The sequence below is a fragment of the Nonomuraea sp. NPDC050547 genome, from assembly GCF_044457345.1.
Classification (GTDB): domain Bacteria; phylum Actinomycetota; class Actinomycetes; order Streptosporangiales; family Streptosporangiaceae; genus Nonomuraea.
This window is the reverse complement of record NZ_JBITGW010000018.1, coordinates 207,374-222,298: the sequence shown is the minus strand read 5'-3', so window position 1 is coordinate 222,298 and position 14,925 is coordinate 207,374. Positions and strand designations below refer to the sequence as shown.

Annotated in this window: 10 protein-coding genes; 4 read left to right on the top strand and 6 right to left on the bottom strand. The window is 71.1% G+C overall.

The features are described 5' to 3' along the window. Nucleotides 1-51 precede the first annotated feature (51 nt). The 3 genes from ACIBHY_RS38885 to ACIBHY_RS38875 form a co-directional block, all read right to left on the bottom strand. Nucleotides 52-1,407 carry an LPXTG cell wall anchor domain-containing protein gene (locus tag ACIBHY_RS38885; protein ID WP_397252228.1) on the bottom strand — a complete coding sequence of 452 codons (1,356 nt, stop codon included), beginning with the start codon at nucleotides 1,405-1,407 and terminating at the stop codon, nucleotides 52-54. 113 nt (nucleotides 1,408-1,520) lie between these two features. Next, the gene (locus tag ACIBHY_RS38880; protein ID WP_397252227.1) at nucleotides 1,521-3,266 is read right to left on the bottom strand and encodes an acetyl/propionyl/methylcrotonyl-CoA carboxylase subunit alpha; all 1,746 of its coding nucleotides are present in this window, start codon (nucleotides 3,264-3,266) and stop codon (nucleotides 1,521-1,523) included. 36 nt (nucleotides 3,267-3,302) lie between these two features. After that, a complete protein-coding gene (locus ACIBHY_RS38875) occupies nucleotides 3,303-4,022 on the bottom strand; it encodes an SDR family NAD(P)-dependent oxidoreductase (protein ID WP_397252226.1) in 720 nt (239 codons plus the stop codon). Nucleotides 4,023-4,151: 129 nt separating this feature from the next. Here ACIBHY_RS38875 and ACIBHY_RS38870 point away from each other — a divergent pair, with 129 nt between their 5' ends. The 3 genes from ACIBHY_RS38870 to ACIBHY_RS38860 all read left to right on the top strand — a co-directional run bounded on the left by ACIBHY_RS38870 (nucleotide 4,152) and on the right by ACIBHY_RS38860 (nucleotide 7,912). Continuing rightward, complete coding sequence (locus ACIBHY_RS38870) at nucleotides 4,152-4,424, top strand: WXG100 family type VII secretion target (RefSeq protein ID WP_184957858.1); 273 nt, start codon at nucleotides 4,152-4,154, stop codon at nucleotides 4,422-4,424. A gap of 180 nt (nucleotides 4,425-4,604) precedes the next feature. Then, nucleotides 4,605-5,741, top strand: a complete 1,137-nt coding sequence (locus ACIBHY_RS38865) for a S8 family serine peptidase (protein WP_397252225.1) — start codon at nucleotides 4,605-4,607, stop codon at nucleotides 5,739-5,741. 116 nt (nucleotides 5,742-5,857) lie between these two features. Beyond that, nucleotides 5,858-7,912 (top strand): serine/threonine protein kinase, encoded by a 2,055-nt coding sequence (locus ACIBHY_RS38860; RefSeq protein ID WP_397252224.1) that lies wholly within the window; start codon nucleotides 5,858-5,860, stop codon nucleotides 7,910-7,912. Nucleotides 7,913-7,958: 46 nt separating this feature from the next. Here ACIBHY_RS38860 and ACIBHY_RS38855 read toward each other — a convergent pair whose 3' ends face one another. From ACIBHY_RS38855 to eccCa, 3 genes are read right to left on the bottom strand one after another with little or no spacing between them, the layout of a single operon-like run. After that, nucleotides 7,959-9,041, bottom strand: a complete 1,083-nt coding sequence (locus tag ACIBHY_RS38855; protein ID WP_397252223.1) for a transglycosylase SLT domain-containing protein — start codon at nucleotides 9,039-9,041, stop codon at nucleotides 7,959-7,961. Further along, nucleotides 9,038-9,373: a hypothetical protein gene (locus tag ACIBHY_RS38850; RefSeq protein WP_397252222.1), complete on the bottom strand. Its 336-nt coding sequence runs from the start codon at nucleotides 9,371-9,373 to the stop codon at nucleotides 9,038-9,040. Before ACIBHY_RS38850 ends, ACIBHY_RS38855 begins: the two co-directional genes overlap by 4 nt. Nucleotides 9,374-9,376: 3 nt before the next feature. Continuing rightward, nucleotides 9,377-13,384, bottom strand: a complete 4,008-nt coding sequence (gene eccCa / locus ACIBHY_RS38845) for a type VII secretion protein EccCa (RefSeq protein ID WP_397309309.1) — start codon at nucleotides 13,382-13,384, stop codon at nucleotides 9,377-9,379. An 88-nt stretch (nucleotides 13,385-13,472) separates the two neighbouring features. Here eccCa and eccD point away from each other — a divergent pair, with 88 nt between their 5' ends. Next, on the top strand, nucleotides 13,473-14,915 hold the full coding sequence (gene eccD / locus ACIBHY_RS38840; protein ID WP_397252220.1) for a type VII secretion integral membrane protein EccD: 1,443 nt from the start codon (nucleotides 13,473-13,475) through the stop codon (nucleotides 14,913-14,915). Nucleotides 14,916-14,925: the final 10 nt, after the last annotated feature.

The following is a 14,925-nucleotide window of genomic DNA, read 5'->3' as shown; positions in this document are numbered from 1 at the left end:
GCGCGCCCTCCGAAGAGGACGCGCCCGCGGTGTCTATCGGATGAGAGACGTCTACCAGTCGCCGCCGCCGAAGTCGCCGCCGCCGAAGTCGCCCCAGCCGCCGCCGCTGTCGCCGCCGCCGAAGTCACTTCCGCCGCCGCCGAAGTCGCCGCCGGCGCCCGCGTCGGAGTAGCCGGCGCCGTAGCCGCCCATTCCCCAGCCGCCCATCATGCTGCCCATCATCGTGCCGATGAACATGCCGGTCATGATGTCGCCGAAGCCGCCGTAGTAGCCGTAGGCGTACGGCTGGTAGGCCGGGCCCGCGTCGTAGTACGGGCGGCGCTGGCCGTCGACCATGACCTCGCGCATCTGCGGGTCGAAGCCGCGCTCGACCGCCTCGGCGTCCTGCGCGCAGGCCGGCACTTCGCGCACGGCGCCGTTGGGCGGGGCCCAGCTGACGTCGCGGACGGACGGGCCGTGCTGCGGGTTGAAGAAACAGGGCGCGCGGCGCTCGGGCACCGGCTGGTTGTTGACCTTGGCCTTGACCACGGCCAGCGAGTAGCGGCCGTCCTCCAGCGTCTGGGTGACCTCGCGGATCTGGTCGGACCGCTCGATCGTGGCGAGCTGGGTCTTGGCCTTCTCGTAGGAGTCGAGCGCGTGCTGCCACTCGTCGATGTGCTGGCCGCCCTCACCCGCGAGGGTGACGTCGGTGTCGAGCGAGGTGATCTCCTCACCGAACTTGGTGACGTCCTCGTCGACGGTCGTCTTGACCATCGCGAGTTCCTTGGCCTGCTTCTCGGCGAGCTTCTTCTTCTTGTTCTTGGAGTAGAGGAAGTAGCCGCCGCCACCCACCAGGGCGATGGCGCCGAGACCGATCAGCGCGCCGGTGCCGCTCCCGCCACTGCTGGGCGAGCCGGACGACAGCGCGGACTTGCTCTTGCCCTCGGCCAGCAGGTTGATCCGGTTGACGAACTCGTTCATGCCTGCGGCGATGTCGGAGTTGTTGCGCGTCGACAGGTTCGCGATCTGACCGGTCCTGCCGCTGCCGAAGTTCGATCCGGCGAACAGGGTCTTGCCGTCGAGGACGGCGACGGTCACGCGGGCGTTGTTCTTCGCCGCGGCCGTCGCGTTGCCCAGGGTGGTCAGGTAGGTCTTCACGTCGGTGACCGAGCCGTCGGGCAGCGCCGCGACGTAGATGTCGCTCTTGGAGTCCTTCAGGGCGGACCGGATCTCCGACTGCTCGTCGGACGTCAACGCGGAGCCGTTCTCCACGTAGAGCGGATCCTTCTTGTCCTTCCAATGGGACAGGATGGTCTGGGCGTCAGGCGGCGCCGCGGCGTGAGCAGCGGGGGACAGCGCGAATACAGCGAGTAGACCGGCGATCAGAGCCGCGGTCGCGGCCCCCGCTCGGCGCAGCGAGTGGGTCATGGGCAGCTAGCCTCCTTCGCCCTTCAGGACGAACGGGCGGTCGGGAAAGTTCCTCATCTCGCACGTTACCCGTCTGGAGGGCATCGGATGGGCGTTGGGCGGGCTTGGAGCCCTCAGGCATCCTTGATCTCGCAGATGATCGCCCCTGAGGTCACCGTCTGCCCGACGGCCGCGGCCAGGCCGGTGATGACGCCCGCCTTGTGCGCGGTGAGCGGCTGCTCCATCTTCATGGCCTCCAGGACGACCACCGTGTCGCCTTCCGCCACCGTGTCGCCGTCGCCGGCCACGACCTTGACGATCGTGCCCTGCATCGGGCTGACGAGCGCGTCGCCGCCCGCCGCCTTCTTGGCGCCGCCGGCGCCGCGCTTGGGGGCCTTGGTGTTCGCCGAGGGCGTACTGCCGGCGGTGCCGAGACCGGCGGGCAGGACCACCTCCAGGCGCTTGCCCCCCACCTCGACGGTCACCGTCTCCCGGGCCGGGGCCTCACCGGCGGCGATCTCCCCGGAATAGGGCGGGATCGTGTTGTCGAACTCGGTCTCGATCCACCGGGTGTGGACGGCGAACGGCTCGGCGGTGAAGGCCGGATCCTCGACGACGGTCCGGTGGAAGGGCAGCACGGTCGGCATGCCGTCGATCTCGAACTCCGCCAGCGCCCGGCGCGAGCGCTCCAGCGCCTCGGTACGGCCGCGCCCCGTCACGATCAGCTTGGCCACCAGCGAGTCGAACGTCTGGGGTACCGTCATCCCCGCCTCGTACCCGGAGTCGAGCCGCACGCCGGGCCCCGACGGCGCCCGAAGCACGGTCAGCGTCCCGGGGGCGGGCAGGAAGTCGCGCCCCGCGTCCTCGGCGTTGATGCGGAACTCGAAGGAGTGCCCGCGCAGCGCCGGGTCGTCGTAGCCCAGCGCCTCGCCGTCGGCCACGCGGAACATCTCACGCACCAGGTCGATGCCGGAGACCTCCTCGGTGACCGGGTGCTCGACCTGGAGCCGGGTGTTGACCTCCAGGAAGGAGATCGTGCCGTCCTGGCCGACGAGGAACTCGCAGGTGCCCGCGCCGACGTAGCCGGCTTCGCGCAGGATGGCCTTGGAACTGGTGTAGAGGGTCTCGACCTGCTCGGGGGACAGGAACGGGGCGGGCGCCTCCTCCACGAGCTTCTGGTGGCGGCGCTGGAGCGAGCAGTCGCGGGTGCTGACCACGACCACGTTGCCGTGGGCGTCGGCCAGGCACTGGGTCTCGACGTGGCGCGGGCGGTCGAGGTAGCGCTCGACGAAGCACTCGCCCCGCCCGAACGCGGTCACGGCCTCGCGCACCGCCGACTCGTAGAGGTCGGGGACCTCCTCCAGGGTGCGGGCCACCTTGATGCCGCGGCCGCCGCCGCCGTACGCGGCCTTGATGGCGATCGGCAGGCCGTGCTGTTCGGCGAACGCGACGACCTCCTCGACCCCGGAGACCGGGTCCTTGGTGCCGGCGACCAGCGGCGCGCCCACCTTGGCGGCGATGTGCCTGGCCTGCACCTTGTCGCCCAGCGCCGCGATGGCGGCGGGCGGCGGCCCGATCCAGGTCAGCCCGGCGTCGATGACGGCCTGGGCGAAGCTGGCGTTCTCGGCCAGGAAGCCGTAGCCGGGGTGGACGGCGTCGGCGCCGGACTCGGCGGCGATCCGCAGCAGCTTGGCGATGTCGAGGTAGGTCTCGGCGGGAGACTGGCCGCCGAGCGCGTAGGCCTCGTCGGCGGTCTTGACGTGAAGGGCGTCGAGGTCCTGCTCGGCGTAGACGGCGACGCTGGCGATGCCCGCGTCCTTGCACGCGCGGGCCACCCGTACGGCGATCTCGCCCCGGTTGGCGATGAGAACCTTGTGCACCGGTGTCTTTCCTTCCTCGACAAGCTGGAACGGAGTTTATCTACCGAGGTACGCCCCTCCGTTGACGTGGACCACCTGCCCCGTCAGATGTCTCGCACCGGGCGAGGCCAGAAAGAGTACGGTCTCGGCCACGTCGGCCGGTGTGGCGGGTCGCCCGTTGCGCGTGTTGTTGACCCTGGCCCTGATGCCGTCCTCGGTCAGGCGGCCTCTGAAGAACTCGGTGTCGACGACCAGGCCGGGGGAGACGACGTTGGCGGTGACGCCGCGTGGGCCGAGTTCGGCGGCCAGGTCCGCGGTCCACGACTCGACGGCCGCCTTCGCCGCGCCGTACGAGCCGGAGCCGGTGCCGCGGGCGGCGATGGAGCCGATCGAGATGATCCGGCCGCCCTTGCCGAAGCGCGGCAGCAGCGCGGTCGTGACCAGGACGGCGGACAGCAGGTTGGCGTTGAGGTTGGCCCACCAGGCCTCGGCCACGTCCGGGAGTTCGCCGGACGGCTCGCGGTCGAGGTTGGTGTTGCCGCCCGCGTTGTTGACGAGCACGTCCACGTGCCCGGGAAGGCGCGGCGCGGCGTCCTTGACCGCCTCGGGCGCGGCGGCGTCGAAGGCCACGTGCGCGGCGCCGAGCCGCCGGGCCGCTTCCTTCAGGACATGCTCGCGGCGGCCGGTGATCGTGACGCGGTCGCCGAGCGCGATGAACGCCGCGGCGATCGCGTATCCGATGCCGGTGCCGCCGCCGGTGACGACAACCTCGCGCATGGGGACGAAGCTCCTCCAGGTCAGAACAATCCTCTGGAAGACCATAACCGCTCGGCATAACTGGGGGCGATGGGCCCCTCTGATGCCTATGGTGAGGGCGCTCTCTCGTCGCGACAGCAGGAGGCAACCATGAGTCAGGGTCTGCTAGGTGGCAACCCCGCGGAAATGCAGCAGATGGCGACCCAGTTCACGCAGCAGTCGGAGACGGTGCGGGCCACGATGGCGGCGCTGGACCGCGAGGCCGCCAAGGTGGGCACGGCCTGGACGGGTCCGGGCGCCGACCGCTTCAACGGTGCCTGGCAGACCTACCGGGCCTCCTTCCAGCGGATGGCCGAGGAACTCCAGGAAGCGGCCCGGGTGATCAACACCTACCGGGGCAACATCGAGTCCGCCACACGCTGACCCGCGACGGCTCCGCGGTCCCGGGCCGCGGAGCCGTACCGCGTGGCTGCTCGAAGCAGGAGCGGGGGTAGCCAGGCCGCCCGAAGCAGGAGCAGGAGCAGTCAGGCCGCCCGAAGCCGGTCAGGCCTTCTTCAAGCCGGACGGGGTCGGGCAAAACGCGACCGGATAGGGTAAACGGCCATGATGGGTCGCGCCTTTCTGGTCAGCCTGGTCGCGCTGCAGTTCCTCGCCGCGCCCGCCGCGGCCCAGGCCGCGCGCGACGACTGCGACCCGGAGAAGGGCAACTTCCAGCCCGGCGTCTCGTGGGCGCAGCAGCGCATGGACGTGCGGCGAGTGTGGCCGCTGACCCGGGGCGACGGCGTCAAGGTGGCCGTCATCGACAGTGGCGTCGATCTGACCCACCCGCAGATCCCCGTGTCGGGAAAGGCGGACCTGACCGGCAAGGGCTACCGCGACTGCGTGGGCCACGGTACCGCCGTCGCCGGCATCATCGCCGCCCGCGACATGAAGGGCGTCGCCTTCCACGGCATGGCGCCGAACGTGAACCTGATGTCGTTCAAGCAGTCGCACGACGGCAAGGGCGAGCTCAGCCTGCTGGTGCGGGGCATCAAGGCCGCCGCCGACCTCGGCGCCGAAGTGATCAACATCTCGATCCAGGCCGAGCACCACCCCGCGCTGAAGGCCGCCGTCGACTACGCGCTGGCCAAGGACGCGGTGATCGTCGCCGCGGCGGGCAACATCAGGAAAGAGGACCGCACGGAGAGCGCCGCCTACCCCGCGGCCTATGAGGGAGTGCTCGCCGTCGGCGCCGCCGGCAAGCAGGGCGTGCGCTCCGACTTCTCCAACTCCAAGACACCGGTGGCCGTCCTCGGCCCCGGCCAGGAGATCACCGCGACCTGGCCCGGCAAGTCCTACCAGGCCGACCTCAACGGCACGAGCTTCGCCGTGCCGTACGTGACGGGCGTGGTCGCGCTGGTGCGCGCGCGTTTCCCCCACCTCAACCAGGACCAGGTACGGCGCCGCGTCATCGCCACCGCGGAGGGCTCCACCGGCAAGGGCACCGGCGCCGGCATGGTCAACCCGATGCTGGCGGTGACGATGGTCCTGCCGTACGAGCCGGTCAACGCCCCGGTGGTGGCCCCGCCGCCGCCCGCGCCGATGGGCAGGGACGTGGTGACCAAGGCGCCTCCGGTGGACCACGACGCGATCGCGAAGGCCGGGATCATCGCGGGGGTGGCCACGCTCCTGGTGATCCTCGTCATCACCGCCCGGGTCTTCATGCCCATGAGCCGCAGGCGGGCCCGCGGCCCGATTTAGTGTCAGTACGGCGTCTTGACAGTGAAATGTCGGATCGTAACCGAAACTACTGATACATATGGGGCTTTTTTGGTTCAATGTGTCTCGATCATGACTACTCATGAAAGAGACGGCCAATGACGCCTTTGCGGCCGGAGGATCCCCCGCAGATCGGCGAGTACACCCTCATCGGCTTTTTGGGTGAGGGACCTCGCGGGGCCATGTATCTGGGCCGGGCAGAGGACGACGCCCCCATCAGGGCGATCAAGCTGCTGCCGCCCGAGCCCGAGGTCACACCGGAGGCTCTCGCTCGATTCACCGCGGCCAGGCGGGTCTCGAGCTCCTATATCGCGCGTGTGCTCGACTCCGGCTGGCACGAGGACCGGCCGTACCTGGTCCGCGAGCACGTCGAAGGCCGCAGCCTGGCCGAGACCGTGGCCGAGGACGGCCCGCTGGCCGAGGACGCGCTCGAACGGCTCGCACTCGGCATGCTCACCGCCCTGTCGGCCGTGCACCTGGCGGGCATCGCGCACCGCAGCCTGACCCCGCACAACGTGATCATGGGCGCTGACGGCCCGAGGGTCACCGACGTCGGTCTCGGCGACCCCGTCGGCGAGGTCGGCTACCAGGCGCCCGAGCAGATCAACGGCCTGCAGTACGGGCCGTACGCGGACGTGTTCGCCTGGGGCGCCGTCGTGGCCTTCGCCGGCAGCGGCGAGCCGCCGTTCGGCCAGGACGGGCAGGCCGTGCTCAACGCCGAGCCGCACCTGCCCTTCGACGCCGAGCCGCTGCACCGTGTCGTGCGGGCCGCGCTGGCCAAGGGCGTGCACCAGCGCCCGACCACCTACACCGCGCTGCTGCAACTGCTCGGCGACACCGGTCCGGCCAGCGGGATGATCCCGCCGCCGCCGGCCGTACGCCCGGACGCCGAGACCATGGTCCACCAGGAGCAGCCCGTTCAGGGGGTGCCGGTGCAGCCGGGTCCGGTGGCTCCGGTGGCGCCGCCGGCGCAGCAGCAGGGGCCCTCGTGGGGGCCGCCGCAGATCCCGAACCAGCAGCAGCCGCCGATCAGGATGGAGCCGCTCGCCGGCACCGCCGTGGGCGCCGAGCGCCCGCGCAAGCGCTTCCCCCTCGCCCTCGTGGCCGGACTCGGCGTCATCGCGCTGCTGTCCGGCATCGGGCTGTGGGGCGCCGGGCGGTACGCGGAGATCCAGCCGGTCGCGCAGTCGGCGGCCAGCGGCAACAACGTGGTGAAGATCCCGTCGGTCGCCGGCGAGTCGGGCACCGGGACCGGGGGCGTGCCCTCGGCCGGTGTTCCCGCAGACGGCCAGGGGCAGCCCGATCAGCCGCAGCCCACGGTCACGGTTCCGTGGGCGGTCACCTCTCCGCCGCTGGACGACGACGGCGTGGGCCCTCTGGTGCTGCCGACCGAGTGGCCCTCGGCCAGTGGTACGCCGTCGGTGCCCGAGCTCACTTCGCCGCCGACGCCGACCAGCGCGCCCTCGGTGCCCAACGTGGCCACCACGCAGCCCACGGCGCAGCAGCCCACGGCTCAGCCGACGACGGAGAAGCCGCGCAAGGGCTCGGGCAAGCCGTCCCCGACGGCCACGGTGACCAAGACCGTGGAGCCGTCGGACAAGCCCACCCCGACGCCCACGCAGAAGCCGACCGAGGAGCCCAAGCCGACTCCGACGCCGACTCCGACGCCGACCACCGAGGCGCCGAAGCCCACCCCGACGCCGAAGCCCACGCAGAAGCCGTCGGAGGAGCCCAAGCCGACGCCGACGCAGAAGCCCACTCCGACGGAGAAGCCCGAGCCGGAGAAGCCCAAGCCGACGCCCGACCCGCCGAAGCCGGAGCCGGAGAAGCCGAACCCGCACACGCCGACCTCGGCCTGCGGTGGCGGATTCTCCGTCCAGCGCAGCCAGTCGTTCGCCGGCGGCGTCACCTACCAGCTGTACAACAACAGCACGGGTGAGAACTGCGTGGTCACGATGAAGACGGTCAACGTCGGCAAGGCCAGCCCGGTCAGCGCCACCCTGGAGGTTCAGGGCGGCGGGACCAAGACCGACAGCGGCAACTTCGAGTACTACGCGGGTCCGGTGAAGCTGCCGGCCAAGGGCAAGTGCGTGCGGTTCTCCGGGAGCGCCGGCTCCGGGAGCACCAGCGCGGGCTGGGCCAACTGCGGATAGCGGATACGAAGGCGCCCTCCGGGAGGAACCGGGGGGCGCTTTCCTTTTAGTAGCCGCTGTAGCCGGCGCCGGTCTTCATGCCGACCACGCCGGGCACGTTCGAGACCGATCCGTACCTGCTGACCGCGTAGCGGACCCCGGCGATGATGTTGTCCACCGGGTCGTAGATGTTCCTGTGATCCGGCAGCGCGTAGGAGTTGAACGTCGGGTCGATCGTCTGCATCAGTCCCTTGGAGGGGTGGCCGGCGGCGGCGTTGGAGTCCCACAGGTTGATGGCGTGCGGGTTGCCGCCCGACTCGTGCTGGATGATCATCCAGATGTCGTTGGGGTTCATCTTCCCGATCGGCACGCCGTTGGCCTCAAGGATCTTCATGGCCTGGTCGATCCACTCCTTGACCTTGCCGGTCGGCGCCGGGCCGCCGCCCGCGGCGGGTGGCGGGCCGCTGGGGCCGTAGCCGCCGACGTTACGTCCGCCGCCGCCGTCGGGGCCGCCCGCGCCGCCGCCGTTCTTGCCGTAGCCCTCGGTGGGCTCCCAGACGATCGTGCGGCCCTTGGCGGGCGTGAACTCCTCCTTGGCGACCTCGGGGATGGCGGCGAAGGTGAGCGGCCGGCCGTCCAGGAAGCCGCGGATCGCCGTCTTCGCGGCGCTCACGTCCTTCTCCGCCTTGTCGACGTGCACCTTGGCGTCGATCTCCGCCTGGTCGATCAGCGGCTTCGTGCCCGCGTCGCAGCCCGCCTCGGTGGCGTCCTTGTTGTTGGCGAAGTAGGTCGTGTGGTGGTTCGTCATGTCGGTGATCAGCTTGGTGGCGATGCCGTCCACGCCCGACTTGGCGGAGCGCAGCGAGGCCGCCGCCGTGTCGAGGGAGGACGCGGCGTTGGACAGCAGCAGGTACAGGCCCTCGCCGGCCTTGCCGTACTTGCGCATGTACTCCACGAAGGCGTCGGCGGAGCGGCCGTACCAGGCCTCGTCCACCACGTTGACGGCGCGGCCCAGCGAGCCCACGTAGTCGTCGGTCTCGTCCGAGATGCCCCGCCAGGACTTGGCGATGGCGTCGAGTGCCGCGGGGTCGCCGGTGACCTTGCGCTGGAGCGCCGCGATCCTCTCCGGTACGGCCGGCGTCGCGCTCATGACGTCGCCTTGTGCGCGTCCTTGATGTTCTGCTCCACCGCGCTGAGCCCGATCTCGACGTCGTGGAGCTTCCTCCTGGCCTGGTCGCCCTCGTTGATCAGCGTCGACCAGACCTCGTCCACGATCTTGACCAGGGCGGCGGAGTCCGTCAGGTGCCCGGCCGCCTCCGCCGGGGTCGCCTTGCGCCGGATCTCGACCTTGCCCTCCTTGTCGTAGGTGGGCTCCTTGCCGTCGTTGTTCTCCAGCCGGACGTCTCCGTACTGGTTCTTGGCCTTGTAGATGGCAGTGCGGCACTGGTCGAGTGCCTTGTAGTGGATCTCGAGGTTCGCCATTTCCTACTCTTCGGTCTCCGGTGGGCTGAGGAAGGCGGTCTGGATGAGGCGCGTGCCGAACTTCCTGTCGACGAGGGTGCCGCGTCCGGGAGGCAGCGGCTGCGCCCGTACGTTGTTGAACAGGTAGCCCTCGTCCTTGCTGCCCGACATGATGAGCGCGGGGCTGGCCATGTCCTTGATCCGCTGGATGACGGGGTCGAACATCGCCCGGCCCGCGCCGCCCATCTGCCGCGAGATGATCACGTGCAGGCCGATGTCGCGGGCCTGCGGCAGCAGGTCCACCAGCCCCAGCAACGGGTTGGACGAGGTGGCGACCAGGTCGTAGTCGTCGACGAAGATGTACAGGTCGGAGCCCGCCCACCAGCTGCGCGAGCGGAGCTGGTCGGGGGTCAGGTCGGCCGGGGGCAGGCGGCTGAGCAGCGCGCCCTTGGCGTCGTTGATGATCTCGGCGGCGGCCGCGCTGGAGGCGGCGTAGCCGATGCGGTGGTCGCCGACGGCCGCGTCGAGCAGCGCCCGGCGGTAGTCGATCATGATCATCATGGCCTGGGCGGGCGTCTGCCTGGCGACCAGGCTCTCGGCCACGAGCCGCAGCAGGTTCGACTTGCCGCTCTCGTTGTCGCCCAGCACGATGAAGTGCGGGTCGTTGTCGAAGTCCAGCAGCGCGGGCTGGAGGGTCGCCTCGTCGATGCCGATCGGGATCTGGTGCGGCGAGGCCTGGTCGGGGCCCGGCAGCGTCGAGGCGGGCAGGACGGCGGGCAGCAGGCGTACCACCGGGGCCTGAGGGCCCTTCCAGGCGTCGCGTACGGCCTGCACGAGCCCGCGTACCCCGTTGGCGAGGTCATCGGGGTTCTGCACGCCGTCGATGCGCGGCAGCGCCGACAGGAAGTGGAATCCGTCCTTCGTGAGGCCGCGGCCCGGGACTCCCTCGGGCACCGCCAGGGCCTTCTTCCTGTTGACCTCGGACTCGTAGGAGTCGCCGAGCCTGAGCTCGATCCTGGTGCCGAACAGGTCGCGGATGCTGGGGCGGAACTCCGACCACTTGTTGGTCGAGGCGATGACGTGGATGCCGTAGCCGAGCCCGCGCGCGGCCAGGTCGGTGATGGTCGGCTCCAGGCCCTCGAAGTCCTGGCGCAGCGTGAGCCAGCCGTCCACGAGCAGGAAGACGTCGCCCCAGCCGTCGCCCTCGATCGTGCCCTCCACCAGCATCCGGCGGTAGGCGGTGATCGACTCGATGCCCTGTTCGGCGAAGCCGCGCTCGCGCTGTTCCAGGATGGTGGAGATCTCGGCGACCGTCCGGCGTACGCGGTCGCCGTCCAGGCGGGTGGCGACGCCGCCCACGTGCGGCAGGCCCTCCAGGGAGGCCAGCGCGCCGCCGCCGAAGTCCAGGCAGTAGAACTGCACCTCGCGGGGCGTGTGGGTGAGCGCCATGCCCGCCACCAGCGTGCGCAGGGCCGTGCTCTTGCCGCTCTGGGTGCCGCCGGCCAGGCCGACGTGGCCGCCGCCGCCGGAAAGGTCCAGCCAGAGCGGGTCCCGGCGCTGCTCGAAGGGCTTGTCGATGATGCCGACGACGGCGTGCAGCTTGCCCCTGCCCGGCCAGTCGGCGGTGGACAGGCCGAACTCGGGGGTGACCGTCAGCGGCGGCAGCAGGTGCGCCAGCGTGGCCGGCTCCGCGAGCGGCGGCAGCCAGATGCGGTGCGCGACCGGGCCGTGCTCCGACAGGCGGCCGACGACGACGTCCAGGAGGCTGTTCTGGCCGCCGGCGGCGGGTTCCTCCTGCTGGTCCTCCTCGTCCGGTTCGGGCGCGGGTGGCTCGTCCTCTTCCGGGAGGGGGACGAAGGCGGTGCCGTACTCGAAGATCTGGTGGGAGGGCGCGCGGCCGTCGGAGGTGACGGCGCCGGAGGGGTCGGCGACGTACGCGCCGGAGACGTAGGCGGCCTTGAAGCGGGTCATGCCGGTCGTGTCGAACTTCAGGTAGCCGTTGCCGGGCGCGGACGGCAGCTCGTACGCGTCGGCCACGCCCAGGACCACCCGGCTCTCCATGGCCGAGAAGGTTCGCAGGCCGATCCGGTAGGACAGGTGGGTGTCCAGGCCGCGCAGCCGTCCCTCTTCCAGGCGCTGCGAGGCCAGCAGCAGGTGCACGCCGAGCGAGCGGCCGAGGCGGCCGATCATGACGAACAGGTCGATGAACTCCGGCTTGGCCGACAGCAGTTCGCTGAACTCGTCGAGCACGACGAACAGCGTGGGCATCGGCCGCAGGTCGGCGCCCTGCTCGCGGGCGCGCTCGTAGTCGCGCAGCGAGGCGTAGTTGCCCGCCGAGCGCAGCAGTTCCTGGCGGCGCACCATCTCGCCGTGCAGCGCGTCGTGCATACGGTCGACCAGCGGCAGCTCGTCCTCAAGGTTGGTGATGACCGCGGAGACGTGCTTGAGGGTCTCCAGGCCGAGGAAGGTCGCGCCGCCCTTGAAGTCGACGAGGACGAAGTTGAGGATCTCCGAGGAGTGCGTGATGGCGAGGCCGAGCACCAGCGTGCGCAGCAGCTCCGACTTGCCGGATCCGGTCGCGCCGATGACCAGGCCGTGCGGGCCCATGCCGCCCTGAGCGGACTCCTTGATGTCCAGCTCGACCACGCGGCCGTCGGCGCCGAGCCCGATCGGCACCCGCAGCCGGTTGCGGCCCGCGCGCGGCTGCCAGGTCACGGCGGGGTGCAGCCTGCTGGGGTCGCCGACGCCGAGCAGGTCGGTCAGCGAGGTGTTGACGCCCAGGATGTCCTGGGCCTCGCCGCCGCCGGACACGGCCGAGGCGCGCAGCGGCGCGAGCTGGCGGGCCAGGCCCTCCGCCCGCAGGAAGTCGAGCGCGTCGGGGTCGCCGAGCCGCGTGGTGGAACGCTTGCCCGCGTGGTCGATCTTGACCATGTGGAACCCGTCCGCCTGCACGTCCAGGCGGAGCATGCTGCGCTCCTCGACCACGCCCGTGGACTCCGACAGGTCGATCACGGTGACGCCCTGGATGGCGTCGGTGCCGAGCTGGGAGTCGTGCGGCACGGTCCCGCCGTCCACGATCACCACGTGGTACGGCAGCGCGTCCGCGGGGCTCCCGGCCCGGAACCTGGCCCGCTCCTTGAGCTCGTCGCCGACCATCTGGTCGAGTTCGCCCATGTTGTCGGTGATCAGCCTGACCTGGCCGGCTCCGTCGCGCGCCTCGGGGTGGAGGGCGTGGGGCATCCACTTCACCCACTCCCAGTGCGGCATCCACTCCTGGCCGGCGCAGACCATGATCCGCATGTCGTCGGGGGAGTGGAAGACGGCCAACTGGGCGATGATCGCCCTGACCAGCTCGCGGACGGCCACCGGGTCGCCACTGAGGTGGATGCGGGCGAAGGAGTTGAGCGCCACGGCCACGGGCAGCTGCGAGACCGTGGAGTGGGCGCGGACGAACCTGCGCAGCGCGCCGGCCGACAGCGCGTCGAGGTCCTCGACGGGCTTGGAGTCCGGTGGGACGAGCTGCACGGCCAGCTTCTGGACGCCGGTGCCGAGCCGTACCGTGCCGAAGTCGTCGTCGCGCGGACGGCGTTCCCACAGGCGCGGGCCCATGGCCACCCACCACAGCGAGTCGGGCGAGGGGCCGCTCCATTCGAGCGCCTCGCGCTGCTGGACGGCGGCCTTGCGGACCTTGCGGCGGATCTGGGCGAGGTAGCGGAAGTAGTCGCGGCGCAGGCCGTTGAGGCGGTTCTTGCGCTCGCCGGCGTTGCGGCCCATCTGGCCGATGGACATGCCGAGCATCGAGACGGCGAACAGGCCGCTGGCGACGTACATGAGCGGGCTGGAGTTGCCGCCCGCGGTGAACATCAGGCCCATCGCCGCGCCCCCGGCGAGCATCGGCACCCAGGTGAGCATGCCCATCAGCCCTGCGGGCTGCACCTCGGGGATCTCGGGGGGCGATTCCAGCAGAATCTCCCCTCGGGGAGGCTGCGGGCTGGGCCGGCGTTCCGGGCGCCGTACTACAACGATGCTCACTGGCGGTGAAACCTCCTGTCGCAGATCACCTTCATACCAGATGCAATGTCCCGATATGTTCGGCCTGTCCCTTGGAGGAGGAACGGTCGTGACTTCGCTTGCCCATCAGCCGATGCAACAGCCGATGCAACCCGTCCAGCAGGGTGCGTTGCCGCAGGCCCCGGCCCCGCTGACACCCCTGTGTCATGTGACCGTCGTCGCCCCGCGCCGCAGGGCCGACCTCGCGCTCCCCGCGGACATCCCGCTGCCACACGTGATGCCCGGCCTGTTGCGCGCGCTGGGGGAGGCGGGCGGAGAGGCGGCCTCCGACCCCGGCTGGGTGCTGCAGCGCCTCGGCGGCGCGCCGCTCGACCTCGGGCAGTCGCTGGGCGCTTTGGGGGTGCTCGACGGGGAGATCCTCTATCTGCGTCCCCGGGAGGCGGCCATGCCCGCCGCCCTCTTCGACGACGTGGCCGACGTGGTGGCCACCGGCGTGAAGGACGGTTCCGGACGCTGGGAGCAGCGCCACACCAAGGCCATGGGCGTCGGGGTGGCCACCGGGCTGCTCGCGCTCGGGGCGCCCGCGCTCATGCTGGCCGGCGGGTCGGCGGTGAGCCTCGCGGTCGTGTCGGGGATGCTCGCGCTGGTGCTGCTGATCGTCGGCACGGTGCTGTCGCGGGCCGTGGGCAACTCCTTCGCCGGCGCGCTGATCGGCTACACGGCGCTGCCGTACGCCTTCCTCGGGGGTCTGTTCGCGCTGAGCTCGGGGGTGGTCGGCGCGCCGCAGCTGCTCGCCGCGCTCGCCTGCACCGCGCTGGTGGCCACGCTCGGCGCCGCGCTCACCTCCGACGGCGTCGCGGGATTCCTGGGTACGGCCATCGCCACGGTCGTGGGCGCGATCGGCGCGGCCGTCGTCATGATCTTCGATGTCCCGGCGGCGGGGGTGGCCGCGATCACCATCACGCTGCTGATCGCCTTCAGCCCGATGGTTCCCGGGCTGTCGTTCAAGATGGCCAGGGTGCCGCTGCCCGAACTGCCGACCAACGCCGAGGAACTGCGCGCCGACAACCAGCGGCTCGACAGCGCGGCCGTGCTGGAGCGGACCGGACAGGCCCGCCGCTACTCCACCGGAATGATCATCGGCCTCGCGCTGACCGCGGCCGGGGCGCTGGTGCTCCTGGTCATGGAGTCCACGTGGATGGCCGTGGCGATGGCCGCGGTGCTCTGCCTGGCCCTGATCATGCGCTCGCGGGTCTACCACGGGCTCGGGCAGCGCATCTGGTTGCTGGTCACCGGCGTGGCCGGGCTGGTCGCGCTGGGAGTCGGGATGAGCGCGGGCATGGGGACGGTCGCGGCGGCCGGGCTGGCGCTGGGGCTGCTCTGGGCCGCGCTGCTGGCGCTCGGGCTGGGGCTATGGCTGCCCGCCGGGCGGCCCTCGCCGTTCTGGGGCAGGGCCGGGGACATCGTGGACGTCATTCTGATCGTCGCGCTCTTCCCGCTCGCTCTGGGCGTGCTGGACGTGTACTCGTGGATCCGGGGGCTGTCCGGCTGACCCGGCCGCC

Bases quoted from the DNA above. Each gene is read 5' to 3' on its own strand.
- ACIBHY_RS38860 (WP_397252224.1), top strand. From the start codon at position 5,858: ATGACGCCTTTGCGGCCGGAGGATCCCCCGCAGATCGGCGAGTACACC.
- ACIBHY_RS38850 (WP_397252222.1), bottom strand. From the start codon at position 9,373: ATGGCGAACCTCGAGATCCACTACAAGGCACTCGACCAGTGCCGCACT.
- ACIBHY_RS38870 (WP_184957858.1), top strand. From the start codon at position 4,152: ATGAGTCAGGGTCTGCTAGGTGGCAACCCCGCGGAAATGCAGCAGATG.
- ACIBHY_RS38875 (WP_397252226.1), bottom strand. From the start codon at position 4,022: ATGCGCGAGGTTGTCGTCACCGGCGGCGGCACCGGCATCGGATACGCG.
- ACIBHY_RS38865 (WP_397252225.1), top strand. From the start codon at position 4,605: ATGATGGGTCGCGCCTTTCTGGTCAGCCTGGTCGCGCTGCAGTTCCTC.
- ACIBHY_RS38855 (WP_397252223.1), bottom strand. From the start codon at position 9,041: ATGAGCGCGACGCCGGCCGTACCGGAGAGGATCGCGGCGCTCCAGCGC.
- ACIBHY_RS38885 (WP_397252228.1), bottom strand. From the start codon at position 1,407: ATGACCCACTCGCTGCGCCGAGCGGGGGCCGCGACCGCGGCTCTGATC.